The organism is Kosakonia sp. YIM B13571, assembly GCF_042788095.1.
GTDB classification, from domain to species: Bacteria; Pseudomonadota; Gammaproteobacteria; order Enterobacterales; family Enterobacteriaceae; genus Kosakonia; species Kosakonia quasisacchari.
This window is the reverse complement of sequence record NZ_JBHZPL010000009.1, coordinates 104013-129798: the sequence shown is the minus strand read 5'-3', so window position 1 is coordinate 129798 and position 25786 is coordinate 104013. Positions and strand designations below refer to the sequence as shown.

Sequence of the window (25786 nt, the reverse complement as noted above, 5' to 3'; positions counted from 1 at the left end):
GAGTGGATGATGACTGTTTTGCGTGTGGAAAATGTCAGCAAGACCTTTGTCCTGCATCATCAAAACGGTGTGCGCCTGCCGGTGCTGCGCGAGACATCGCTCAGCGTCGAGGCCGGTGAATGCGTCGTGCTGCACGGTCATTCCGGGAGTGGGAAATCGACCCTGCTGCGCTCGCTATATGCCAACTACCTGCCCGATGCCGGGCATATTCATGTCAAACACGGCGACGAATGGGTGGATTTGGTACAGGCTCCGGCGCGTAAAGTGCTGGAAGTGCGCCGCCACACCATTGGCTGGGTCAGCCAGTTTTTACGCGTTATTCCCCGCGTTAGCGCGCTGGATGTGGTAATGCAACCACTGCTGGAGCAGGGTATTGCCCGCGAACAGTGCGCGCAAAAAGCGGGTGAACTGCTCACCCGGCTGAATGTGCCGGAACGCTTGTGGCACCTCGCTCCCGCGACCTTTTCCGGCGGTGAGCAGCAGCGCGTCAATATTGCGCGCGGGTTTATCGTCGACTACCCGATTTTGCTGCTCGATGAACCTACCGCTTCGCTGGATGAGAAAAACAGCGCCGCCGTCGTTGAACTGATCGCGCTGGCGAAAGCGCGCGGCGCAGCGATTGTCGGCATCTTTCATGATGGCGCAGTCCGGGAACATGTCGCCGACCGCCTCTACCCGATGGGGATCTCCGCATGATTATCAATAATGTAAAACTGATCCTCGAAGATGAGGTGATCAGCGGCTCGCTGGAAGTTCGTGACGGCGTGATTCGTGCTTTTGCCGAAACCCAAAGCCGCCAGCCCGGTGCGCATGATGGCGATGGCGGCTGGCTGATGCCGGGGCTTATTGAACTGCATACGGATAACCTGGATAAGTTTTTCACCCCACGCCCGAAAGTGGACTGGCCCGCCCATTCCGCGATGAGCAGCCACGACGCACTGATGGTTGCCAGCGGGATTACGACAGTGCTGGATGCGGTAGCCATTGGCGATGTGCGCGACGGCGGCGACCGGCTGGAAAATCTGGAAAAGATGATCAACGCCGTGGAGGATTCGCAAAAACGCGGGTTGAATCGCGCGGAGCATCGCCTGCATCTGCGCTGTGAACTGCCGCATCACACCACTCTGCCACTGTTTGAAAAACTGGTTGGCCGCGAGCCCGTTGCGCTGGTGTCGCTGATGGACCACTCACCGGGACAGCGCCAGTACGCCAGCTATGAGAAGTATCGTGAATATTATCAGGGCAAATATCACCTCACCGATGAGCAGATGGATCACTTTGAACAGGAGCAACTGGCGCTCGCCGCGCAGTGGTCGCAGCCCAACCGGTTAGCCATCGCCGCAATATGCAACGCGCGCAACCTGCCGCTTGCCAGCCATGATGACGCCACGCGCGAGCACGTTGTCGAATCGCACCAGTTAGGCAGCGTGATTGCCGAATTCCCGACCACTTTCGCGGCGGCGGAAGCCTCGCGTGACCATGGATTAAGTGTGCTGATGGGCGCGCCCAATATCGTGCGCGGCGGTTCCCATTCCGGCAACGTGGCGGCACACAAACTGGCGCAACTTGGCATGCTGGATATTTTATCGTCCGACTACTACCCGGCCAGCCTGCTGGATGCGGTGTTTCGCGTGGCCAGCGATGAAGAGAATGATTTCAGCCTGGAGAAAGCGGTTCACCTGGTGACCAAAAACCCGGCACAGGCGCTGAATCTTAACGATCGTGGCGTGATCGCCGAAGGGAAGCGGGCGGATCTGGTGCTGGCACACCACAAAGGCGACCACGTACGCATTGATCATGTCTGGCGTGAGGGGAAAAGGGTGTTCTGATGGGCAGACTGATCTGGTTAATGGGGCCGTCCGGCGCGGGCAAAGACTCGCTGCTGGCGGCGCTGCGCCAGCGGGAACACCCGCAATTACTGGTTGCGCACCGCTACATCACCCGCCCGGCCAGCGCCGGGAGCGAGAACCATATCGCATTGAGTGAGAAGGAGTTTTTCACTCGCGACGAGCAGCATCTGTTTACGCTGAGCTGGCATGCCAACGACTTTTATTACGGCATTGGCGCAGAGATTGATCTCTGGCTACAGGCCGGGTTTGATGTGGTGGTAAACGGTTCGCGCGGGCATCTGCAACAGGCGCAAACGCAATATGGCGAAGTGCTAATGCCGGTGTACGTGCAGGTTTCACCAGACATTTTGCGCCAGCGTCTGGAAAAACGGGGGCGAGAGAGCGCCACAGAGATTGAAGCGCGGCTGGAACGTGCGGCGCGTTACCAGCCTGGCAACTGCCTGACACTGAATAACGACGGCAGTTTGCTACAGTCAGTAGAAGGACTGGTCATGCTGATTCGTGCGCAACAAGGGAAAAGCGCGTAATGATGTCGGCGTAGCATTGCTGCGCCGGTTACGTTGACTCCACCGTGAAAGCGAGGCGCTATGAGCCTGACAATTACCCTTACCGGCACCGGCGGCGCACAACTGGTGCCGGCTTTTGGTTGCGACTGCGCCGCCTGCAGCCGCGCCCGTCAAAACGAAGCCTATCGCCGCAGGCCCTGCAGCGCAGTAGTCAAATTTAACGACGCGGTGACGCTGCTCGACGCCGGTATTCCCGATCTGATGGATAACTTCCCCGCCGGTCACTTTCAGCAATTCCTGCTAACCCACTATCACATGGATCATGTGCAGGGGCTGTTCCCATTGCGCTGGGGCGTGGGCGATAAAATCCCGGTCTATGGCCCGCCGGATGAACAGGGTTGCGACGATCTGTTTAAGCACCCCGGCCTGCTCGATTTCAGCCATACCGTTGAACCGTTTGTGGTGTTTGATTTGCAAGGTTTACAGGTGACGCCGCTGCCGCTGAACCATTCGAAACTCACCTTTGGCTATTTGTTCGAATCGGCGCACAGCCGGGTGGCGTGGCTGTCGGATACCGGCGGGTTGCCGGACAAGACGCTGAAATTTTTGCTCAATAATCATCCGCAAGTCGTGGTGATAGATTGTTCTTATGAACCGCGTGCGCAAACGCCGAAAAATCACTGCGATTTGAACACGGTTATCGCCCTGAATGAGGTGATTGGCTGCCCAAGAGTTATCCTAACGCATATCAGTCATGTCTTTGATCAATGGATGATGAAAAACCCGCTGCCGACGGGAATTGAAGCAGGGTATGATGGCATGCGGATTGTGCTGGATTAGACCGCACAATATGGATATATTCGTCGCATCTTTTCCGGTGGAAGCGGAATAAGCAGACGCAGCCTGTAAAGAGGTCGTTTGAGGGATTAAGCGTACAGACTCGAAGCAAAAAAGTTGTTGCGCATAACGCAACGGGGTCTTACTTACCCGCGTGTGACCTGGTAGTTATTAGCACATCGCGGCTTTGACAGAGTATTGAGCTTGCCATGAATGTGCTTTTTATTTGTAGCCGAAACCAATGGCGCAGCCCCACAGCTGAGCAGGTTTTTCGCCGCTACCCGGGGCTAAATGCCCGTTCCGCTGGCACGCAGCGCCAGGCGAGAAAAACCGTCTCCCCCGCCATTCTCTCCTGGGCGGATGTTATCTGCGTCATGGAAGAGCATCACAAAAGCCGGATTCTGGAAGACTTCAGTCGCCTGGTGCAGCATAAACCGGTTTATGTGCTGGATATTCCCGATCACTATCACTTTATGGACCCGCAACTGGTCGCACTGCTGGAAGATGTTGTTCCGCTGCGTCTGGGCTTACGCATCCCTGCGTAGCCGCGTTAGCGATAGTCATCGTCTTCCAGCCTGCGCTGCTCATCCTCCAGCTGGCGCCGCTCGCGATCGAGCTGGCGCTGGCGGTCATCCAATTGACGGCGCCGGTCCTCAAGCTGCTGATAACGGTCGTCATACTGCCTGCGCTGGTCGCGGTTCTGATAGTCGTCATCGCGCCTGTCATCGCGGCTATCCGGGTTATACGCTTCGCCAATCGCCCGCTGGATATTACCAATCGCATCATCAATCATATCCGCGTGGGCAACCTGACCACTGAGTAAGAGAGCGCCGAGCACCAGCGCGTTCGCGTAACGTTTCATAAAGGCCAGCCTCAAATAGGGACGAGGCTTACGTTAATTCAGCCACTCATGCGCCGAGTAGCGGAGGAATCTCAAATCCACTACGCCGCAATGCGCCGCAATGCCTGGGCGAGCTGTAGGCGGGTAAACGGTTTACGCAGCAACTCGACATCCGGCAAAGCAGGGTTATGCGCCGGGCGCAGATCCTGGCCGCTTATTAGCAACAATGGCAGTTGCGGGTAGTGCTGACGCGCAAGGTTAATCACTTCCGCACCGCTTAACGTACCGGGCAACATCAGGTCGCTAATCAGCGCGCCAATCTCCGGCGACGCGCTCAGCAGTTGCAGCGCCTGCTCGCCGCTTTCGGCCTCCAGCGTTAAATACCCCAGCTCATGCAGCTGTTCACATAGCGTCTGGCGCACATCCGCTTCATCTTCCAGCACCAGAATCAGCGTGTCGCGGGTATCGCGCACTTGCGCCAAATCTGGCTCGGGGTGATTGACCACCTGCACTGCCGCGCGCGGCAATTGCAAACGCACCGTGGTGCCTTGCCCTGGCGCGCTTTCAATCTCTACTCGCCCGCCGGACTGGCGGACAAAGCCGTAAACCATCGACAGCCCTAACCCGCTACCGCTGCCGGTCTGCTTGGTGGTGAAGAACGGTTCAAACACCTGCGCTTTGACCTCTTGCGACATCCCGCAGCCGTGATCCACCACTTCCAGCGCCACCATATCCTGCTTGCGTCCGTCGCTGCGGGTCACGCGCTGGTTCCAGGTGCGCACTTTGATAACGCCGCTTTGTCCTTCCATGGCATCGCGGGCGTTCATCACCAGATTGATGATGGCGTTTTCCAGTTGACCGACATCGATCCACGCCGGCCACGCCGGGTTCTGCGCCTCAATCTCCAGCGTCAATGTGGCGGGCAGGGAATGGCGCATCAGCTCGCCAAGGTTTTCCAGCAACGGTTGCATCTCAACCGCGTGCGGATGCAACGACTGTTTACGCGAAAACGCCAGCAAGCGCTGTGTGAGCAACGCCCCGCGCTCGGCGGCTTTCAGCGCCCGCGTGATACGTGGCGCATCCGGCGAACCGGGTGCGACCAGTTCAAGGCTGCCGATGATCACCGCCAGCAAATTATTAAAATCATGCGCCAGGCCGCCGGTTAGCTGCCCGACCGCTTTCATCTTCTGGCTGTGCAACAATTCGGCTTCCAGCCCTTTACGCTCGGTTCGGTCCAGTACCACGTTGACCATTCCGCGCCCTGGCACCGGGCTGAAGCGCAGCTCAATGGTGCGGTCATCCGCCAGCCGCAACTCCTGCGGTTTTGGCAGCGGGCGGGCGAGATTCTCCTGCACATGGCTGGGTAAATCACTCACCTGATGCAGTAAACGCTGATAATGCTGGCCCCGCTGGAGCGCGTCGGCGGTTAATCCCAGTAGCAGCGGATATTGCGGATTCCACACCACCAGACAGCCCTGATTATCAAACAGGGCAAAGCCATCGCGCATGGCGTGAAAAGTGGTTTCCAGTTGCGTACTTTTCTCTTTCAGCAGCTTTGAGGTGTGCTCCAGCGAGGCGGTGTTACGGGCAAAGACGTTAAACGCACGCGCCAGTTCACCCAGCTCGTCCCGCCGCTGCAAACCTGGCACGGAAACGTCCTGTTCACCGTGCGCCAGTCGCGACATCGCACGCGAAATCGCGGTTAAATTAGACCCCAGGTTACGGTAGATATACCACCCGGCAAAGCCGGTGATCACCAGCGCCAACAGCGCGAAAATGCTGATAAACGCAATGATGGATCGCATCTCCCGGTGGCTCTGCGCGGTGCGCAGTTCAGAGGCTTTCGCCACTTCCGAGACATACTGGTTAATGTCGCTGTTGAGCAGCGCCACCAGCGCTTTGATATGAAACATCGACCAGCTGATCGCCAGATCGCTCTCTTCCAGTTGCAGCGACAGCGGCTCCAGTTTGCGCAACTCGGCGCTGAAATCAGGCAGGATAAACGCCACTACCGGGCTGGTGCTTTGCAACGGGAGTTCTGCCATCACCTCAGACAGCTGCTTGATGGTTGGGCGCGGAGAAGGTGTTTGAATGGCGGCAACGATGAGCCGGTCCATCTCTTCCAGCAGGCGACTGTCGGGGATATTTCCCCCTTCCCGCGTATTTATCTCCTGTAAATGACGCAGGTAGCTTTGGCTTTGGTAGAGCGAGCTGAGCAGCGCGTTGCGCTCCAGGTGACGGCGCTGCCCGCGTTGCAGCATTTCGGTGACGCTTTGCTGTAGCTCATGGCTGCGCCGGGTAATCTGCGCCACCAGTTGCGGTTCCAGCTTCGCCAGTGGCGCATTCGCCAGTTGGTTAAGCGAGTGTTGCAGCGCACTTTGCATCGCTTTCAGCCGCTCAGCTTCGCCTTTGTACTCCAGCGCCCCCACCACCTGCGACAAACGCACCGCCGCCGTGGCGACATTGGCGGTATCGCGCGCCAGGTTCATGCTGCCGGTCATATCGTCCAGTGTCTGCTGCTGCACCTGTTCCTGAATCTGGCTGGCATGACGAAAGCCGAACACCGCCACGCCGCACACCATTAAGGTCACCGCCACCACTAACACATTGAAAAACAGCAGCCGCCCACGGGCGCTGGAAAAAAACGAATTCGCGCGATACGGCATAGTGGCTCCACAAGAGGCTCAACGCGGTTGCGTGGCGTCACTATGACAAATATGAACAGCTTCTGACATTGTGCATTTACGAACGTGTGATGAAGTGCGGATATCGTCCTTCCGAGGAGCCTGACATGAGCACAACGCCCGTTCTGGAGATGCGCAACATTGCCAAAGCGTTTGGCAAGTTTTACGCGCTCAAAGGGGTGGACCTGACGGTCTGGCCCGGCGAGATCCACGCGCTGATGGGGGAAAACGGCGCGGGCAAAAGTACGTTAATGAAAATCCTTGCTGGGGCTTACAGCGCCACCAGCGGCGAGATCCTGATTGACAGCCAGCCCTATACGATAAAAGGCCCGAAAGACGCGCTGGCGGCGGGCATCACTTTGATTTACCAGGAGATGCAGCTCGCGCCCAATCTTACCGTCGCCGAAAACATTTTTCTCGGTAGCGAAATCGCCCGCGGCGGTCTGGTACAGCGCAAAGAGATGGCGGCACAAGCGCAGGCGGTGATCGATCGCCTTGGCGCAAATTTTAAAGCCACCGACCGGGTGATGACGTTAACCATCGCCGAGCAACAGCAGGTGGAGATCGCCCGCGCATTGCATCGCAACAGCCGCATCCTGGTGATGGATGAACCCACCGCCGCCCTCTCCTCGCGTGAAACTCACCGCCTGTTCGAACTGATCCTGCGCCTGCGCGATCAAGGCATGGCGATTATTTACATCAGCCACCGCATGGCGGAAGTGTATGAGCTTTCCGATCGCGTCAGCGTACTGCGCGACGGGCAATACGTCGGCAGCCTGACCCGCGACCAACTCAACGCCTCCGAACTGGTTCGCATGATGGTCGGGCGGCCGCTCAGCGATCTGTTTAACAAAGAGCGAGACATTCCGCTCGGCAACCCGCGGTTGAACATTCACAACCTGACTGATAACGAAAAGATCCGGCCGGTCAGTTTGCATGTCCGCGCCGGGGAGATCGTCGGCCTTGCCGGGCTGGTTGGTGCGGGGCGATCGGAACTGGCGCAGTTGATCTTTGGCGTGCGCAAAGCCACCGGCGGCATGATCGAAGTCGATGGCGAACCGGTGGTGATCCACTCCCCGCGCGCTGCCATTGATTTGGGCATTGGTTTTTTGACCGAAAACCGCAAAGAACAAGGGCTGTTTCTCGAACTGGCGGCGCAGGAGAACATCACCATGGCGACGCTTGAGCGCGATGCTGCCTGGGGAATGCTCGATCGCAAGAAAGCGCAGTCGATCTCCGATGATGCCATCAAGCTGCTCAACATCCGCGTACCGCACGCGCAAGTCCGGGCGGGCGGGCTCTCCGGCGGCAACCAACAAAAACTGCTGATCTCGCGCTGGGTGGCGATTGGCCCGCGAATTTTGATCCTTGATGAGCCAACGCGCGGTGTCGATGTCGGCGCGAAAAGCGAGATCTACCGGATCATGAACCAGATGGCGCGCAAAGGCGTGGCGATCCTGATGATCTCCAGTGAGTTACCGGAAGTGGTCGGCATGAGCGATCGCGTGTATGTCATGCGCGAAGGCGAGATTGCCGGAGAGTTACTCAACGGCGACATCACCCAGGAAAACATCATGACGCTGGCGACCGGCGTTAACGAATCCCTACACCCGGCGGTACACCATGACTGATTCCAAAGAAAATACAGCCACCGAGGTCGCCAAATCGGCCTCCGCCAAAAAAATGTTGATGGGCGATCTGATGCAAACGGTCGGCATCTTGCCGATTTTGATCCTCATTGTCGCCGTGTTTGGCTTTATCACGCCGAACTTCTTTACCGAAAGCAATTTGCTGAACATTACCCGCCAGGCGTCGATCAATATCGTGCTGGCGGCGGGGATGACCTTCATCATTCTGACCGGCGGTATCGACCTCTCTGTCGGTTCGATTCTTGGCACCACGGCGGTGGCGGCAATGGTGGTGTCGTTAATGCCGGAGCTTTCCATGCTGTCGGTTCCGGCGGCGCTAATGCTTGGCCTGGTGCTGGGGTTATTTAACGGTGTGCTGGTCGCGTTTGCCGGGTTACCGCCGTTTATTGTCACACTCGGCACTTATACCGCGCTGCGCGGTGCGGCCTATCTGCTGGCCGATGGCACCACGGTGATTAACTCCGACATCAGTTTTGAATGGATCGGCAATAACTACCTCGGCCCGGTGCCGTGGCTGGTGGTGATCGCACTCGCGGTGATCGCGGTGTGCTGGTTCATTCTGCGCCGCACCACGCTTGGCGTTCATATTTACGCGGTCGGCGGCAATATGCAGGCCGCACGCCTGACCGGCATCAAAGTGTGGCTGGTTTTACTGTTCGTCTATGGCATGAGCGGGTTGCTCTCCGGTCTTGGCGGGGTAATGAGCGCCTCGCGCTTGTACAGCGCCAACGGCAACCTCGGCATGGGCTATGAGCTGGACGCCATCGCGGCAGTGATCCTCGGCGGCACCAGCTTTGTCGGCGGGATTGGCACCATCACCGGCACGCTGGTGGGGGCGCTCATTATCGCCACCTTAAATAACGGGATGACGCTGATGGGCGTCTCCTACTTCTGGCAATTGGTGATCAAAGGGGCGGTGATCATCATAGCGGTGCTGATCGACAAATACCGTACCCGGCATCATCAGGCAGCATAACAATACCCTACAAAACAGCAACATAAGCGAGGATTACAGCATGCGTCTTAAACCTCTTGTCACTGCGCTCTGCGCGGGTGCTCTGCTGGCCAGCGCCCCGTTCGCGCAGGCCAAAGAACTGAAGTCCATCGGCGTCACGGTGGGCGATCTGGCGAACCCCTTCTTCGTGCAAATCACGAAAGGGGCAGAACTGGAAGCGCGCAAACTGGCGGGCGATAAGGTCAAAGTGACGCTGGTTTCCAGCGGCTACGACCTGGGTCAGCAAGTGGCGCAGATCGATAACTTTATCGCCGCCAAAGTCGACATGATCATCCTCAACGCCGCAGATTCAAAAGGCATCGGCCCGGCGGTGAAGCGGGCGAAAGACGCCGGGATCGTCGTCGTAGCGGTTGACGTGGCGGCGGAAGGCGCTGACGCCACCATCACTTCCGATAACACCCAGGCAGGCGAAATGGCGTGTAAATACATCACCGATCGTCTGAAAGGCAAAGGCAACGTGGTGATCATCAACGGGCCACCGGTTTCCGCCGTGCAGAACCGTGTTGAAGGTTGCCAGACCGAGTTTAAACGCCACCCGGACATCAAGGTGCTTTCCGATAACCAAAACGCCAAAGGCAGCCGTGAAGGCGGGCTGGAAGTGATGACTTCATTACTGGCTGCTAACCCGAAAATCGACGGGGTATTTGCGATTAACGATCCGACGGCGATCGGTGCCGATCTGGCCGCCAAACAGGCACAACGTAAAGAGTTCTTTATTGTTGGCGTCGATGGCAGCCCGGACGGTGAAGAGGCGCTGAAACGCAAGAACTCGCTGTTTGTCGCCACCCCGGCGCAGGATCCGCAAGTGATGGCCGCCCGTGCGGTGGAAATTGGTTATGACATCCTGCAAGGCAAAGCGGCGCCAAAAGCGCCGGTGCTGATCCCGGTGACCATGATCGATAAACAGAATGTCGGGAGCTACAAAGGCTGGACGGTGAAATAACGGTTTATCCCTCTCCCGCAAGGGAGAGGGAGTGCCAACACAGGGGATACCATGAAACGCTCCGCCATTAATGAGATTCTCGGCCATACGCGGCAGTTCTTCTCGATGCACGATGTGCATCTGCCTCCTTTTGCCAGCTTTCCGCCAGCCAAATGGAAACAGCTGGACAGAGAGGCCTGGCGCGAAGTGTTTGATCTGAAGTTAGGCTGGGATGTCACCGCCTTCGGCAGTGAGAACTTCTACGCCCAGGGACTGACGCTATTTACGCTGCGTAACGGCTCGCCCAACGGCGCGCCCTATGAAAAATGCTATGCGGAAAAGATCATGCATGTGCGCGACGCGCAGGTGACACCGATGCATTTTCACTGGCGCAAGCGCGAGGACATCATTAATCGCGGCGGCGGCAATTTAATTATTGAACTGTGGAACGCCGGGGCGAATGACGAGACGCTGAATACCGACGTTACCGTGGTCATTGATGGCTGCATTCAGACACACGCGGCGGGCAGCCAGCTGCGCCTCTCACCAGGGGAAAGTATTTGCCTGCCACCGGGGCTGTATCACAGCTTCTGGGGCGAGCCAGGCTTTGGCGATGTGCTGGTCGGGGAGGTTTCATCGGTTAACGATGACGAACATGACAACCACTTCCTGCACACCATGGATCGCTACAACAACGTTCTGGAAGACGAACCGGCGCTGCTGGTGTTGTGTAACGAGTATCCTCTGTTTCTAAGCTAAAGGAGATTGCTATGTCGCTGATTTCTCTTGCCGAAGGCCTGGCGCACGCCCGCGAGCATCACTACGCTTTAGGCGCGTTCAACGTGCTCGACTCCCACTTTTTACGCGCGCTGTTCGCCGCCGCGAAACAGGAGCGATCGCCCTTTATCATCAATATCGCCGAAGTGCATTTTAAATACATCTCGCTGGATTCGTTGGTTGAAGCGGTGAAATTCGAAGCCGCCCGCAGTGAGATCCCGGTGGTATTAAATCTCGACCACGGCTTGCACTTTGAGTCCGTGGTGCGTGCCTTGCGGCTCGGCTTTAGCTCGGTGATGTTTGATGGCTCTACGCTGGAGTACGAAGAGAATATTCGCCAGACGCGGGAAGTGGTGAAGATGTGCCACGCGGTGGGCGTTTCCGTTGAAGCCGAGCTGGGCGCGGTGGGCGGCGATGAAGGCGGTGCATTATATGGCCACGCTGATGAAGCCTGTTTCACCGATCCGGCGCTGGCACGTGATTTTGTGGATCGCACCGGCATCGATACGCTGGCGGTCGCCATCGGTAACGCACACGGCAAGTACAAAGGCGAACCGAAACTCGATTTTGAACGCCTTGACGCCATTCGCCAGCAAACCGGCCTACCGCTGGTGCTGCATGGCGGCTCCGGCATTAGCGATGAGGATTTCCGCCGCGCTATCTCGCTCGGCATTCATAAGATCAATTTCTACACCGGCATGTCGCAAGCCGCGCTGGGCGCCATTGAGCAGCGCATGGGCAACCGCCAGCCGCTGTACGATGAGTTCGCGCAGCTATTGCTCAGTGTTGAAGAAGCCATTACCGATACCGTCGCCGGGCAGATGCGCATCTTTGGCAGCGCGGGGCAACTGTGATGGAACGTAAAGGGGTTATCGCCGCCGGAAATATGCTGGTCGATCATGTCCACCAGATTGTGCAGTGGCCGGAGCGCGGCTGGCTGGCGGAAATCACCCACAGCGAACGCTCCACCGGCGGTGCGCCGCTGAATGTGTTGCTGACGCTGGCAAAAATGCACGTTGGTTTACCGTTGCAGGCAGTTGGGTTGGTGGGAGAAGACAGCGACGGCGACTATGTTCTGGCGATGCTGGAGCAGTACCACGTCAACCGCCAGCATGTGCAGCGCACGACTTCTGCACCAACATCCATGTCACAGGTGATGACCGATCCTTCCGGGCAGCGCACCTTTTTCCACTCGCCGGGTGCGAACCGTCTGCTGGATCTGTCGGCCTTTGACGGGCTGGATGGCAGCCTGAAGATTTTCCATCTCGGTTATTTGCTGCTGCTCGATAGCCTTGATAAAGCAGATGATGAATTTGGCACCCGCAGCGCACGCCTGCTGGCGCAAATGCGCGAACAGGGTTTTGAAACGTCGCTGGATTTAGTGTCGCGCAAGGGCGATCCGCGTTATCAGCCGCTGGTGCTCCCCTGCTTGCCGCATCTCGACTACCTGGTGATCAACGAACTGGAAGCGGGCGAATTCAGCGGACTGCCGATGCGCACTGCCGACGACGGGCCGCATATCGACAATATCGCCCTCGCAGCAGCAAAACTGCTGGCGGCGGGCGTAAAACAGCGAGTAGTGATTCACTGTCCGGAAGGTGCCTGGGGTGCAGCACCCGGCGAAACGGGCAGTTGGGTGCCTTCGCGGATGTTGAGCCAGGCCGAAATTATTGGCAGCGTGGGAGCGGGAGATGCCTTTTGCGCCGGGTTTTTATATGGTTGCCACGAAAGCTGGTCGCTGCAAAAAAGCATCCTGCTCGCGCATGCCTGCGCCCGCGCCAGCCTGCTGTGCGCCAACGCCATTGACGGCGCGAAAACGCTGGATGCGTTATTACAAGAGTGCTGAAACTCAGGCAGCTTTATCGCCGTGAGAAACGTCTGCGGCAAACACGTAGCCAAGCCCGCGCAAGGTTTTGATCAACGCGGGTTGGTGGGGATTGATTTCGATTTTGCGGCGCAGGCGCATAATCAACACGTCAATGGTGCGGTCAAACACATCGACGCTTTCGCTGTGCGTTAGCTCCAGCAACTGTTCGCGATTCAGTACCCGACGCGCGTTTTGCACCAGCGCCAGCAATAAACTGTATTCCCCCTGTGTAAGGCCAACACTCTGCTGCTGCGGGTTAAACAACTCACAACGTTCGGGATCGAGATGCCAGCCGTTAAAGACAAACCCCGGCGTTTTTATTGCGGTCACTTCCGCCGCCAGCACGCCGGTACGCCGCAATACGGCTTTGACGCGCGCCACCAGCACGCGCGCGTTGAACGGCTTGCCAATGTAATCATCGGCACCCATTTCCAGCCCGACCACCACATCTGATTCGCTGCCAAGCCCGGTCAACATCACCACCGGCAGCGACGGGCGAAGTTTTTGCAACTGCTGTAATACCTGCAATCCGTTGATATCTGGCAACATCATGTCTAGCAGCACCAGCGCGATATCCGCATGCTGCGCACAGAGGTTTACCGCATCGCGCCCGTTATGGCAGGCATAGACCGTAAAGACGTGCTCGTTGAGCACGTCTTCCAGCAGTGAACACACCGCCGTATCGTCATCCACAACCAGAATCGCAGGTTTCATTGTCCGCTTCCGCCAGGCTTCGTTTGCTCATTCTGGCTCATTCTGTTGGCTGCGATTGATAAATGCAGCGAATAAATGCCGGATTTTTAACCGGGGTCACATCCCCCTCGCCTTTCGACACGTCACTTTTGACGATGACCTGCGTTTCGTCAGTATTTTGACCAAATATCCGCCGTAATATCAGTGAATACCCCCAGCAACACTGTGGCATAGAAGATGCATAATCGGGGGCGATATTCTTAACTGGAGCGAAAGTGATGAAAAAAGTCGTCACGGTTTGCCCGTATTGCGCCTCAGGTTGCAAGATTCACCTGGTGGTCGATAACGGCAAAATCGTTCGGGCGGAGGCAGCGCAGGGCAAGACCAATCAGGGCACTCTCTGCCTGAAAGGCTACTACGGCTGGGATTTTATTAACGATACCCAGATTCTGACGCCCCGCCTGAAAACCCCGATGATCCGCCGCCAGCGCGGCGGCAAACTGGAGTCGGTATCCTGGGATGAAGCGCTCGATTATGTCGCCGGTCGTCTGAGCGACATCAAAGAGAAGTATGGTCCGGACGCGATCCAGACCACCGGCTCTTCCCGCGGTACGGGTAATGAAACCAACTACATAATGCAAAAATTCGCGCGCGCCGTTATTGGTACTAATAACGTCGACTGCTGCGCTCGCGTCTGACACGGCCCATCGGTTGCAGGTCTGCACCAGTCGGTCGGTAATGGCGCGATGAGTAATGCCATTAATGAAATTGATAACACAGATTTAGTGTTTATCTTTGGTTACAACCCGGCGGATTCTCACCCGATCGTCGCTAATCATGTGATTCGCGCGAAACAAAACGGGGCGAAAATCATCGTCTGCGATCCGCGCAAAATCGAAACGGCGCGCATTGCTGATATGCATGTTGCATTGAAAAACGGGTCGAATATCGCCCTGCTCAACGCAATGGGACATGTCATTATTGAGGAAAATCTGTACGACCAGACGTTTGTCGCCAATCGTACCGAAGGGTTTGAAGAGTACCGGAAAATCGTTGAAGGCTATACGCCGGAATCGGTCGAGGAGATCACTGGCGTTACGGCGCAGGAGATCCGCCAGGCTGCCCGGATGTATGCCGGTGCGAAAACCGCCGCCATTCTGTGGGGCATGGGCGTGACCCAGTTCTACCAGGGTGTGGAAACCGTGCGTTCGCTGACCAGCCTCGCGATGCTGACGGGCAACCTCGGCAAAGCACACGTTGGCGTGAACCCGGTGCGTGGTCAGAACAACGTACAGGGTGCCTGCGATATGGGTGCGCTGCCGGATACCTACCCCGGTTACCAGTATGTGAAAGAAGATGCGCATCGCGAGAAATTCGCCAAAGCTTGGGGCGTTGAAAGCCTACCCGCGCACACCGGCTATCGCATTAGCGAGCTGCCGCACCGCGTTGAGCACGGCGAAGTCCGCGCCGCTTACATCATGGGCGAAGATCCACTTCAGACAGATGCCGAGCTTTCAGCGGTACGTAAGGCGTTCGAAGGGCTTGAGCTGGTGATTGTGCAGGACATTTTCATGACCAAAACCGCAGCCGCGGCAGACGTCATCCTACCTTCGACTTCCTGGGGTGAACACGAAGGTGTTTATACCGCAGCGGATCGCGGCTTCCAGCGCTTCTTTAAAGCGGTGGAACCGAAGTGGGATCTGAAAACGGACTGGCAAATTATCAGCGAAATTGCCACCCGGATGGGTTATCCGATGCATTACAACAACACGCAGGAAATCTGGGATGAGTTGCGTCATCTGTGCCCGGACTTCTACGGCGCCACCTACGAAAAAATGGGTGAGCTGGGCTACATTCAGTGGCCGTGTCGTGACACATCGGATGCCGACCAGGGAACGTCGTATCTGTTTAAAGAAAAATTCGACACGCAGAATGGGCTGGCGAAGTTCTTCACCTGCGACTGGGTCGCGCCAATGGATAAACTCAACGAGGAGTATCCGATGGTGCTGTCTACCGTGCGTGAAGTCGGTCACTACTCCTGCCGTTCAATGACCGGTAACTGTGCCGCGCTCGCTGCGCTGGCGGATGAACCGGGTTATGCGCAAATCAACACGGCCGACGCCGCAAGGCTGGGCATTGAAGATGAAGCGCTGGTGTGGGTGAACTCGCGCAAAGGCAAAATTATCACGCGTGCGCAGGTCAGCGAGCGTCCTAATAAAGGCGCGGTGTATATGACCTACCAGTGGTGGATTGGTGCCTGTAACGAGCTGGTGACGGAAAACCTCAGTCCGATAACCAAAACGCCGGAGTACAAGTACTGCGCCGTGCGTGTGGAGCCGATCGCCGATCAGCGCGCCGCCGAGCAGTATGTGATAGATGAGTACAGCAAACTGAAGACTCACCTGCGCGAAAGCGCAATGGGTTAAGCGGTTAGCGCGGGGTGTTCACTCACCCCGCGTTTTTAGCTTTCTTTGGTAAAACAGCCAAACCAGAAACCATTTTCTCGTTCGAACTTTTCATCGCCAAAAGCGCGAGTATGCTCGGAAACAACATCCAGACAGCAAGCAGACAACCCCGCCAGATAGCATTTCAGCTCATCCTCCGAATAGGCTTTTTCAATCATGTTGTCGAACTTACGTTTGAACAGGCCCGGCTCATCCAGCGTTGAATCAACGACTTTATCGTTAAACACCGCCTGGTTACTGACAGCAAGAAAGAAATAAGCGCCGCCCGGTTTCAGGAGCCTGACTACATTGTTGAAATAAGCCACACGGACCGCTTCATCGGGGATAAAGGTGATGGCGGACATAATATCGAAAATGCAGTCGAAGTGAGCATTTGGAAAAGGTAAATCGCCCGCCGCGTTGGCCTTAATAATTTGCACAATGCCTTTCTGTTGATAATCGCTAAGCAGCTCCGTTGCTTTCTGAATAGAGATTTCGGTCTGATCAATCCCGACATAATTATCAGAGAAACCATGTGTAATAAGGTAATGAAGGTTGCGACCAAATCCGCAACCAATTTCAAGCGTATTGACGGTTGTAGAGCGAGTTTGTATATATTCCAGACTTTCGTAGATCCGTTTTATGGCGTAACTGGGTGTAGTGCGCACACGTTCATCCGCCGATTTTTTATGTAACTCTTCCCATTTACTTTTATTTTGTTGACTGCGCTTATTTGATGCAAAGATATCCATGGAATTCACCGTATTTCATGATCGTGGCAATTTGTTTAAATCCGACTTCAGCAAGGATTTTTCTGTTCTCTCGCTCGGTGCAAGGCCGCATCATTCCTTCGAGGCTAAATTTCTTAGCGATAATCTCATCAACCGAAAATCCTCGTGACAGTTTGAATTTAAGATAACAAGATTCGATCATTTCATTTATTTTCGAGTCGTCAATAACCTCTTTTTCAAAAAGAATCAGCGCGCCTCCTGGAATCAATGCGTCGTATAATTTCTCATAAGCCATTATACGTTTAGTCAGCGGAATAAATTGCAAGCAGTAATAAGAGGCAATAAAGTCGCACGTTTCCATATCGATGTTTTCAATCGTGTTATGTACATATTCAATGGGTAAACTGCCGGTTCTTTTTTTCGCCTGCGCGATCATATTCTGAACCGGCTCAACACCAATAAACCGTGTCTCCGTTTTTTGGCTATGCCGGGTATAAATCTTATGGATCAGTGCACCGGTGGAGCAACCTATTTCATAAAACACTGAGCCCTCTTTAATAAAAAAATCACTTAAGAAACCAATAAGTTCATGACCCTCTTGATAAACCGGCACCGACATTTGCACATGCTCATCAAAATGGCTAGCGACATCATTATCAAAAGACCATTGTTTCCCGGTTGATATCGAAATACTGTTACCCACTTCCATGTTAATACTCCCGATTAAGAAGAAAGAGTGAAAGGACAATCAGGCATCCGCCGATAATAAGCTGAATGGAGAGACCATCATGCAATGTGAAAATAGAAAAGATCGTTGAAAAGAGAGGAACCAGAAATAGAAAACCGCTGGCAAGCGTGGCACCTCCTTGCCGTAGCGCTGAAAACCACAAGCCGAACGAACCGACGCTGGCCGGTAAAATAAGCCAAATAAACCACACCCAGCCCCAGGTTTGTAAATCGCCGATGTCATATTTTTCATGTCTTATCCAGGCGATGATCAACATAAACAGCGCACCGAGAAAAAGCTGCCACCCGGTAAATACCCAGCTATCTTTGTCAAAAACAAATCGCTTACTCACGACGGTGCATATCGCCCAACATATCGATCCTAAAAACGCATAAAATAAACCGGTTCCGCCTTTAACACTCTCAAGCCCCAGGCAAACAATTACCCCCGCGACGCCGATGATAAGTGAGATTATTTTTCGCTTATTTAATTTATCGTGCAGCAGATAATGCGCTAATACCGCGAGCCACAGCGGGTTGGTAAATAGAATAATAGAAGACATGGATGAGGTAACGCTCTCCAGCGCCAGGTTGAGGAAGCCCATTGTCCCTGTCGTCTGCAACGCACCGACGACAGCGGTTAAAAGTAACCCCTTTGCGACTGAACCCTCACTGGTCGGGATGATGGCCTGAACACCACGGGTAAAAATCGGAATTAACAGCATAAAAATCCCGGCCGCCATAAACCGCCAACCACCCATTAAAAACGGCGGCATATTTTCATAAGAGATTAAGTATTTCCCAGTTGGAAAAGAAGACCCCATACAGAGGGTCGCAATAACGACTTTTATTAGAAAGTTCATATTTTTCGTGGTCACGCCGCTTTCCTTTTATCAATACAGCCAATGGCAAACAATAAAACGAATGAAAGAACAATAACGAACATAGAGAGAAGGACGTAATCCAGTTGTTTAAAAAAAGCCACGGCGGTAAAAAGATATTGAATAATGACCAGCATCAGAAGAAGCTTTCTGATAAATACATCTCCATGCCGAATAGAAAAAAGGACACCCAAAGGTGCAAAAATAATAACAACCGGAATCGTTGCACTAAGATATTTTAATGTCTGCATACTCACGTTACCGGCACTGATATTCAACGCTGTCGCAAAGAGAGATATCAACGCCATAACAACGACCGCGGAAGGTGTTGCCACGGATTCAGTGCGGGAAAACAGTAAAATCAAAACGCAAAAAAAGACCACATCAATACCATTACCAATCCACGACGTCACAATCCCACCCGCGAAGCAAATAGCGATAAATAGTAGTAATCGCCAGCCGCTCGCGTGGGCAATTTCAACAGTCTGCGGAATGTTTTGCTTTCTTCTGACAAGAAAAATCGCCGCGCCAAAGGCAAGCCAGAAAGAGGAGAAAAAGACTTTTAAACCTGCGGATGAAAAGGGATTGGGAATATAAAATAGCGCCAGCAGATAACCTATAAAGCTGGTTATTACACACCAGGTTATCAGGAATTTATCCACCGGTATCTTGCGGGTAAATATCGCTAAAGAAGACGCCGTCATGCCAAACGATTGCATTGCCAGGCAAAAAACAGCGGCCTCTTTCGCCGGGATCTGCTTGATAAAGGTCAGTACCGGAAACGCAACCACGCCACCGCCCACGGGTGTGGCACTGCCGACAAACGCGCCGACCATCATGGCGAGACTTAAAATATAATTCTCAGCAATACTAACAAAGCCAGTAATATAAACCGTCAATAGAAGCCATAAAATTAAAGCAAAAAATCTGAAAAAGAGGAGGGAGTCCTTATATAAAGGTCGTTGTAAGAACATTATGACTGCCTTGTCTGTTCTGAATTGCGGTATTCTTTACGAACAAACACATAAATGTTTAATTCTTTAATGAACTATGAACGTAATGACAGAACAACTTCCTAATTTTAGTCGGTTGGCTTGTTTGTTAGCAGATGCGAGCCGGGCACGAATGCTCTGCGCGTTAATGGATAATAGCCGCCTCACCGCATCGCAACTAGCCATAACCGCCGGGCTTTCTCCTCAATCGACGAGTAATCATCTGGCGAAACTCATCCATTGCCGCGTCGTTGCCTTCGATAAAATTGGCCGCAACCGGTATTACCGGCTTTATAACTCGCTGATTGCCCAGGCGATAGAATCGATGATGGTCGCCACCTATGCTGATAACAATTTTCAGGAACGGCTAAAACCCAGCGGGTTCAAGAAAATGTGTTATGCCAGAACCTGCTATGACCACATTGCCGGGCATGTCGGCGTGGCAATCTACGAGCACCTTTGCCAGCAAAAAGTGCTCGAGGCCGCAGAAGGAAACCTTGCCATTAGCACCGTTGGCGATACGTGGTTCAGCACACACTTAGGCATTGATGTTAACGCACTTAGCCACTCGCGCCGGGCGCTGGTGATCCCCTGCATGGACTGGAGCGAACAGAGTTACCACCTTTCAGGAGAGCTCGGCGCACAACTCTTTAGTGCACTGCTCAACAAGCGTTTTATCCTCAAAACCAATGAAGCACGTATTTTGACCATCACCCCTGCCGGGAAAGCGTTTTTGCAGCGCAGCCTGGGTATTCATAACATTGATGATGAGTGATGTGCCGTTGGTTCGCCATTACCGCCTGCGCCAGCCAGTCGTGAAACGTTTTCATCTCAAGGCACACAGGAGATTGTCGAGCGTGTTTGTACCATCGCATAGCGCACTGTCGCCACGCTCTGGCCGCCGGGATCGCTGCCGAACGGCTCACCGAACGTGGCCCGCAAATATAAAAGCAGGATTGGCTGTTCGTTATTGACGTTCCCCGTCGTTAATCAATACCGCTGGCAGGAAAACCGTGCGCTGAAGCTCACCGTTTTCAGTCGGTATTTTTTGTTGTTTATTGTCAAAAGCAGAATGCTTCGCCGATAACGCGTTTTTAGTCCCATTTCAGTTGGCAGAAACAGAAATAGATGTTCTCTAAAAGAAAAATAAACATTACGTCTCTCCTTAAAAAATAGCCGTCATTCACCATAAATAACGGCATCATAAGCAGTTTATTTCGTTATTAATCAGCACAGCACTAATATTATTTTCTTGATATACCTAAGAAACCTAGTCAAAATCCACCTTTCACCACAGAATACCATTCGTTATATAAATAATTAAACGTACAAACATGGAAGTCACAAATAATAAAAGTGAGGCAACAATGCGTCGTATCACCAGGTTATTCAGCATCATTTCATTTCTTTTTTTATTTACGCTGAGCTTTCACGCTTATAGCGAAACGCTCAATATAAGCTCGAAATTCTCATCATCCTCGGGAAACGACTTTATCAACACCACGCCGCAAGACGGGTTTTGTATAGAATATTCACAGCAATGCAGCAGCAATAAGACGTTCAGTATCCCGCTCGCCCTCACGGCATCATTAATGCAGGATTGGATCCTGGCGTATGGCGCGCCTCAGGATGCTATGTACTATAAAATGCCGGGAGCATTGCGGAGTGTGAAAGTGACGAATGCCGAACACAAAAGTGTATTTGTCCATTTTAGATTTGCCGGGCTCGCCGCCACCTATTCCACTCATTTTGACTGGACAACGGCCCAACACGCTGATTCCTGGGTTGGCGGTGCATTTATCAATGCGCCAGGCCCGTGCATCTCTTCCGGGGTCGGCTCGCCTTTAGCAAGAAATTATACATTTATGTGGAAATGGCCAGAAAACAATGTGGCTTGCTATAAAACCCCGGTTGCAGATCTGCACTATGAACCTTATCTGATACGCGATATGAGCATTGTTTATGAATTGCGAACACCTGACCCATTTCAGCTGGCGCCCGGTGACTATAAGGGGACATTGCATTTCACCATCGGCCCCGGCGGGGATATGGATTTTGGCGATCGTTTTGTTCCCAGCGATTCCATCCTTGATATTAACTTCCTCTTGTCCGTGAATCATGAGTTTAAAATCACCACCTCCGCAGAAGACCGGATGGTGGCGCTACAACCCTGCAAACCGGGCCAGGTATGTTCTGCAAAAGAGGGGGAGGCAAACTGGGCGCGCTGGAGGGTCAGCCGCGTCACACCGCAGCTCACGGGGCGAAGCAATTTCGGCATCACCAGTTCCGGGGATTTCACCGTTTACCTTGCCTGCATGAATAACCAGATTGGCCAGGACTGTGTGCTAGAAAGTGATAACACCGCGCAGCAGGTGCCGTTCAGTGCCTTTATCAACCTGCCCGCGAATATTGTGGATAGCACCACCGGAGCGGCAATCGTTCAGCGGCGCTTACACATTGGCAAAGATCCTGCGAAGAATCTCTTTACCACCAAATCTTATGCGCAGAATCAAAAAGGCAGTATCGACTTTCTGGTCGCGCAGCATGATGTCGACACCATGCTCAACACCCGGCCGGATACCTATCGCGGCGGTGCAACGGTGATTTTTGACCAGAACATCAATTAGCGGCGAGTCTGATATAAAAATCCCTCCGTGAAGGAGGGATTGAAAAACTCACTGTTCGCCCGCTTTCACCGATTCTCACCACATCCCTTCCGTATATACATGCACTTTTGTTCAATACTCTATTTACCCGGCTAACCCAGCGACGTTTCCGGCGAAAAAAGCGTTTCAGATAACGCTCAATGGGGAAAAGACGAAAGCCAGAAAAGCAATAACTCACTGTTAATCGTCATAAAAAATTATTTCTCTGTGACTGTTCATTATAAAAAGCGACAGTATTGCTGGGTAATCGCCCTATTATTATTCACATCCTAAATGTTACCCTCCACGCTATATATGCAAGATTTAACGCAATTATTTTCCACCGCTATTTTCATTTACTATTTTGGGTCACAGCGCAGGGTGGTAATAAAAAATTAAGTGAGACAGCAATGAGCCGCGTCACCAGATTATTCAGTATTATTTCCTCTATTCTTCTGTTTATTGTGAGTTTTCACACCTACGGCGAAAGGCTCAGTATTAGCCAGGAATACAACTCCGCATCCGGAAACACCTTTGTTAACACCACACCACAGAGTGGGCTTTGTATCAATCATGCTTATCTGTGTACCGATGGTAAAACGTTCAGTATCTCACTCAATTTAACAGCATCGTTGATGAAGGCGTGGATCCTGACAAACGCAGCCCCACGAGATGGTTTTTACTTAAAAATACCGGCTGTCGGGCGTGATGTCAGAGTCATCAACGACGAGGGGCAAATCACCACCGTTCATTTCAGGACTGTGGGCTTAGCGGCGACCTATAATACGCATTTTGACTGGAACTGGACTCCCGGTAACCATGATGACTCATGGGTGGACGGATCGTTTGCGACTGCGCCCAGCCCTTGCACCTCGTCCGGGCTCGGCCTGAGTCTTCCCCGATCCTTTGAATTTATGTGGAAATGGCCCGTCAGTGATGCGGCTTGCTATAAGATTGCAACAAGGGATCTTGAAAATGAACCTTATCTACTAAATGACTTGAGCATTATCTACGAAATAACAAACTCCAGCCCGCAACTATTAGTGTCAGGTGATTATACCGGGACACTGCATTTGTCCGTGGCTCCCGGCGGGGATATTGATTTTGGAGACGCCTATGTCGCCAGCGATTCCAGCATTGACATTGATTTTCGCCTGACCGTGAAGAATGAGTTCAAAATCACCACCACCGCAGACGACCGACAGGTAGCACTGCAACCGTGTAAATCCGGTCAGGTCTGTACGCCGGATCAAGGCGAAGCAAACTGGGAGCGCTGGATGGTCAGCCGCGTCACACCACAACTCACAGGACGCAGTAATTTCGGCATCACCAGCACCGGCAGTTTCACTGTTTACCTTGCCTGTGCTGATGGACAAGTGGGCCAGGATTGCGCCTTAAAAAGCGATAACACCGGGCAACTGGTGCCGTTCAGAGCGTCGCTCAACCTGCCGACGAATATCGTCGATAATGCCACCGGGGCGACAGTTGTTCAGCGGCACCTGAACGTCGGGAAAGACCCGTCGCAGAATATCTTCACCACCAAATCCTATGGCCAGGATCAAAAAGGCAGTATCGATTTCCTGGTTCCCCAACGCGATGTTGAAGCCATGCTCAGCACCCGGCCGGATACGTATCGCGGCGGCGTGACGGTGATGTTCGATCAGAGCATTAATTAGTGAACGACGTCATTTGACAGGCAAGGCGGGCAAGCCCGCCTGATGTAAAAATCCCTCCGTAGAGGAGGGATTGAGAAGGTTACTGATCGGCTGTTTTATCAAATTTACCCAACATCTCGCGCTCGTAAGCACGCGCTTTTTTGCGGTCAAATTTGTGTTCCCACTTGGCGATCACCAGCACCGCTAGCGCATTACCCACCACGTTCAGCGCGGTACGCGCCATATCGAGGATGCGGTCCACACCGGCGATAAACGCCAAACCTTCCAGCGGAATTCCCACGCTACCCAGCGTTGCCAGCAGCACCACAAAGGAAACGCCCGGCACACCGGCGATACCTTTCGAGGTGACCATCAGCGTCAGCACGAGGATGATTTCCTGCCACAGCGACAGGTCAATACCATACAGCTGCGCAATAAAGATTGCCGCAATACTCTGATACAGCGTCGAACCATCGAGGTTAAAGGAGTAACCGGTCGGCACTACAAAGCTGGTGATCGACGCCGGTGCGCCATAGGCTTCCATCTTCTCGATAATACGCGGCAGCACGCTTTCTGAGCTGGCGGTGGAGTACGCCAGAATCAGCTCATCTTTCAGGATGCGGATCAAAATCCAGATGCTCAGGCCGCACACCCGCGCCACAATCCCCAGCACCACCAGCGCAAAGAACAGAATGGCGAAATAGACCAGGATAACCAGCTTTGCCAGCGGCCACAGCGAGGCAAAACCAAAGTTCGCCACCGTTACCGAGATCAACGCAAACACGCCGACCGGTGCATAGCGCATCACCATATGGGTGACTTTAAACATGGTTTCGGAAATAGAACGGAACACGGTGACCAGCGGTTCGCGGTGCGACGCAGGCAGGGAAGAGAGCCCCAGACCAAACAGCACCGAGAAGAAGATGATCGGCAGCATATCGCCCTTCGCCATTGACGCGATGATATTGGTCGGCACCAACGATAAAATCGTCCCCATCAGGCCGTGGGCGTGGCTTTGCACATCCGCGGTGGTGCTTTGGTATTTCGAAATATCCACCGTCGCCAGCTGCGACATATCAATTCCCGCGCCCGGCTGGAACACATTCGCCAGCGTGATACCGAGAATAATCGCCACCGTAGTGATCACTTCGAAATAGATGATGGTCTTCGCGCCGATACGGCCAAGCTGTTTCGCGTCGCCAACGCCTGCAATGCCGACAACCAGCGTTGAGATAACAATTGGCACGACAATCATTTTGATCAAATGGATAAAGATATCGCCCGCCGGAGACAGGAGATTTGCGATCAGCCATTCGCGGCTGTCGCTGTGGTAGTGCAGATAACTACCCAAAAGAATACCCAGCACAAGGGCTAGCAGAATCTGCCAGGCCAGGCTGATTTTCATGTTTTTCATAACTACAGACATCCTCAATGAAGCGCCATTCCAGGTCCGGAACGACCCATACTGAAAGGGTATGATTAGCGTCGCACAGTATTGCGGGGTTTTTTAACGCGCATTATCAGTATCATTTGCAGGGTGTAACGCGCAACCCTATACCGGGAGGGGGTTTGACTGAATTTTTACTCAAAAACCGTCTTTTATTTCAGTTATGATGAATAACTCTTTGTTATGAAAAACTTTTCACTACGACTAAATCCAATATTTACCATTAGAAATTATTACGCATAATTTGTTCATTTGCGCATTTTTTAATCACGAAAAATACCATCCCGACCAATTTTTACCGAAATTTCGTCTGCCTTTCGTGGTTAACGCAGTGAATAATACACAGTACCAACCATTACCAGACTAATAATCGAGTAGTGCATTTTCATAGACTTGCATCAGCCTGCATTTTTACGCCGATAGTAAGCGTAATCGAACTGCCCCATTCCATAACTTGCTGTTATGAAGCGTCTTTCTTTCCGTTCCACCTTTTTGCGTTCTTTCGCGCACCAGCACATTTATTTTGCTCGTTTTTTGCACAATTCATTTAATGCGTGATCTATCGCGCAAATAGTAAACAAAGCTGGCAAAGGCCCTACAATTAACGTTCTTGTGACATATTAT

The 25786-nt window shown here is 53.4% G+C and carries 23 protein-coding genes; 15 read left to right on the top strand and 8 right to left on the bottom strand.

The window, feature by feature from the left end; all coding sequences use genetic code 11:
* Positions 1 to 9 precede the first annotated feature (9 nt).
* From phnL to ACFX4O_RS18725, 5 genes are all read left to right on the top strand, one after another.
* A complete protein-coding gene (gene phnL / locus ACFX4O_RS18745) occupies positions 10 to 696 on the top strand; it encodes a phosphonate C-P lyase system protein PhnL (protein WP_380210251.1) in 687 nt (228 codons plus the stop codon).
* Complete coding sequence (gene phnM, locus ACFX4O_RS18740) at positions 693 to 1829, top strand: alpha-D-ribose 1-methylphosphonate 5-triphosphate diphosphatase (RefSeq protein ID WP_380210201.1); 1137 nt, start codon at positions 693 to 695, stop codon at positions 1827 to 1829. Before phnL ends, phnM begins: the two co-directional genes overlap by 4 nt.
* The gene (gene phnN, locus ACFX4O_RS18735; RefSeq protein WP_380210249.1) at positions 1826 to 2377 is read left to right on the top strand and encodes a ribose 1,5-bisphosphokinase; all 552 of its coding nucleotides are present in this window, start codon (positions 1826 to 1828) and stop codon (positions 2375 to 2377) included. The genes phnM and phnN overlap by 4 nt, the downstream gene beginning before the upstream one ends.
* 60 nt (positions 2378 to 2437) lie before the next feature.
* Positions 2438 to 3196 (top strand): phosphonate metabolism protein PhnP, encoded by a 759-nt coding sequence (gene phnP / locus ACFX4O_RS18730; RefSeq protein WP_380210199.1) that lies wholly within the window; start codon positions 2438 to 2440, stop codon positions 3194 to 3196.
* Between the two features lie 206 nt (positions 3197 to 3402).
* Positions 3403 to 3738 carry a low molecular weight protein tyrosine phosphatase family protein gene (locus ACFX4O_RS18725; protein ID WP_131407129.1) on the top strand — a complete coding sequence of 112 codons (336 nt, stop codon included), beginning with the start codon at positions 3403 to 3405 and terminating at the stop codon, positions 3736 to 3738.
* A 5-nt stretch (positions 3739 to 3743) separates the two neighbouring features.
* Here the strand turns inward: ACFX4O_RS18725 and yjdP are convergent, their stop codons facing one another.
* Positions 3744 to 4055 (bottom strand): DDRRRQL repeat protein YjdP, encoded by a 312-nt coding sequence (gene yjdP / locus ACFX4O_RS18720; protein WP_131407127.1) that lies wholly within the window; start codon positions 4053 to 4055, stop codon positions 3744 to 3746.
* A gap of 80 nt (positions 4056 to 4135) precedes the next feature.
* Positions 4136 to 6700, bottom strand: a complete 2565-nt coding sequence (locus tag ACFX4O_RS18715; RefSeq protein WP_380210197.1) for an ATP-binding protein — start codon at positions 6698 to 6700, stop codon at positions 4136 to 4138.
* A 125-nt stretch (positions 6701 to 6825) separates the two neighbouring features.
* Between ACFX4O_RS18715 and ACFX4O_RS18710 the strand changes: the two genes are divergently transcribed.
* The 6 genes from ACFX4O_RS18710 to ACFX4O_RS18685 are packed head-to-tail and all read left to right on the top strand — an operon-like array spanning position 6826 to position 12927.
* A complete protein-coding gene (locus ACFX4O_RS18710; protein WP_380210195.1) occupies positions 6826 to 8349 on the top strand; it encodes a sugar ABC transporter ATP-binding protein in 1524 nt (507 codons plus the stop codon).
* Positions 8342 to 9343, top strand: coding sequence for a ribose ABC transporter permease (locus tag ACFX4O_RS18705; protein WP_131407119.1), 1002 nt, complete (start codon positions 8342 to 8344; stop codon positions 9341 to 9343). Before ACFX4O_RS18710 ends, ACFX4O_RS18705 begins: the two co-directional genes overlap by 8 nt.
* 40 nt (positions 9344 to 9383) lie before the next feature.
* Positions 9384 to 10325, top strand: a complete 942-nt coding sequence (locus ACFX4O_RS18700; protein ID WP_131407116.1) for an ABC transporter substrate-binding protein — start codon at positions 9384 to 9386, stop codon at positions 10323 to 10325.
* Positions 10326 to 10376: 51 nt separating this feature from the next.
* Positions 10377 to 11063 carry a D-lyxose/D-mannose family sugar isomerase gene (locus ACFX4O_RS18695; protein WP_131407114.1) on the top strand — a complete coding sequence of 229 codons (687 nt, stop codon included), beginning with the start codon at positions 10377 to 10379 and terminating at the stop codon, positions 11061 to 11063.
* A gap of 11 nt (positions 11064 to 11074) precedes the next feature.
* Positions 11075 to 11935 carry a ketose 1,6-bisphosphate aldolase gene (locus tag ACFX4O_RS18690; protein WP_131407113.1) on the top strand — a complete coding sequence of 287 codons (861 nt, stop codon included), beginning with the start codon at positions 11075 to 11077 and terminating at the stop codon, positions 11933 to 11935.
* Entirely contained in the window at positions 11935 to 12927 is a 993-nt protein-coding gene (locus ACFX4O_RS18685) for a carbohydrate kinase family protein (RefSeq protein ID WP_380210248.1), read from the top strand. The genes ACFX4O_RS18690 and ACFX4O_RS18685 overlap by 1 nt, the downstream gene beginning before the upstream one ends.
* A 3-nt stretch (positions 12928 to 12930) precedes the next feature.
* On the opposite strand, the gene ACFX4O_RS18680 is transcribed toward ACFX4O_RS18685, so the two are convergent.
* The gene (locus tag ACFX4O_RS18680) at positions 12931 to 13662 is read right to left on the bottom strand and encodes a response regulator (RefSeq protein ID WP_131407112.1); all 732 of its coding nucleotides are present in this window, start codon (positions 13660 to 13662) and stop codon (positions 12931 to 12933) included.
* 257 nt (positions 13663 to 13919) lie between these two features.
* Between ACFX4O_RS18680 and fdhF the strand changes: the two genes are divergently transcribed.
* Positions 13920 to 16067, top strand: a complete 2148-nt coding sequence (gene fdhF, locus ACFX4O_RS18675; RefSeq protein ID WP_380210191.1) for a formate dehydrogenase subunit alpha — start codon at positions 13920 to 13922, stop codon at positions 16065 to 16067.
* A gap of 35 nt (positions 16068 to 16102) precedes the next feature.
* On the opposite strand, the gene ACFX4O_RS18670 is transcribed toward fdhF, so the two are convergent.
* The 4 genes from ACFX4O_RS18670 to ACFX4O_RS18655 are packed head-to-tail and all read right to left on the bottom strand — an operon-like array spanning position 16103 to position 19397.
* Complete coding sequence (locus ACFX4O_RS18670; RefSeq protein WP_380210189.1) at positions 16103 to 16837, bottom strand: class I SAM-dependent methyltransferase; 735 nt, start codon at positions 16835 to 16837, stop codon at positions 16103 to 16105.
* On the bottom strand, positions 16815 to 17525 hold the full coding sequence (locus ACFX4O_RS18665) for a methyltransferase domain-containing protein (protein WP_131407104.1): 711 nt from the start codon (positions 17523 to 17525) through the stop codon (positions 16815 to 16817). The genes ACFX4O_RS18670 and ACFX4O_RS18665 overlap by 23 nt, the downstream gene beginning before the upstream one ends.
* Before the next feature lies 1 nt (position 17526).
* Complete coding sequence (locus ACFX4O_RS18660) at positions 17527 to 18420, bottom strand: DMT family transporter (RefSeq protein WP_380210187.1); 894 nt, start codon at positions 18418 to 18420, stop codon at positions 17527 to 17529.
* On the bottom strand, positions 18417 to 19397 hold the full coding sequence (locus ACFX4O_RS18655; RefSeq protein WP_380210185.1) for a sulfite exporter TauE/SafE family protein: 981 nt from the start codon (positions 19395 to 19397) through the stop codon (positions 18417 to 18419). Before ACFX4O_RS18655 ends, ACFX4O_RS18660 begins: the two co-directional genes overlap by 4 nt.
* Before the next feature lie 76 nt (positions 19398 to 19473).
* Here ACFX4O_RS18655 and ACFX4O_RS18650 point away from each other — a divergent pair, with 76 nt between their 5' ends.
* The 3 genes from ACFX4O_RS18650 (at position 19474) to ACFX4O_RS18640 (ending at position 23736) form a co-directional block, all read left to right on the top strand.
* On the top strand, positions 19474 to 20190 hold the full coding sequence (locus ACFX4O_RS18650; RefSeq protein WP_380210183.1) for an ArsR/SmtB family transcription factor: 717 nt from the start codon (positions 19474 to 19476) through the stop codon (positions 20188 to 20190).
* Between the two features lie 817 nt (positions 20191 to 21007).
* Positions 21008 to 22042: a hypothetical protein gene (locus tag ACFX4O_RS18645; protein WP_380210181.1), complete on the top strand. Its 1035-nt coding sequence runs from the start codon at positions 21008 to 21010 to the stop codon at positions 22040 to 22042.
* Positions 22043 to 22317: 275 nt separating this feature from the next.
* On the top strand, positions 22318 to 23736 hold the full coding sequence (locus tag ACFX4O_RS18640; RefSeq protein ID WP_380221878.1) for a hypothetical protein: 1419 nt from the start codon (positions 22318 to 22320) through the stop codon (positions 23734 to 23736).
* 79 nt (positions 23737 to 23815) lie between these two features.
* Here ACFX4O_RS18640 and gltP read toward each other — a convergent pair whose 3' ends face one another.
* Positions 23816 to 25129 carry a glutamate/aspartate:proton symporter GltP gene (gene gltP, locus ACFX4O_RS18635; RefSeq protein ID WP_380210177.1) on the bottom strand — a complete coding sequence of 438 codons (1314 nt, stop codon included), beginning with the start codon at positions 25127 to 25129 and terminating at the stop codon, positions 23816 to 23818.
* Between the last annotated feature and the right edge of the window lie 657 nt (positions 25130 to 25786).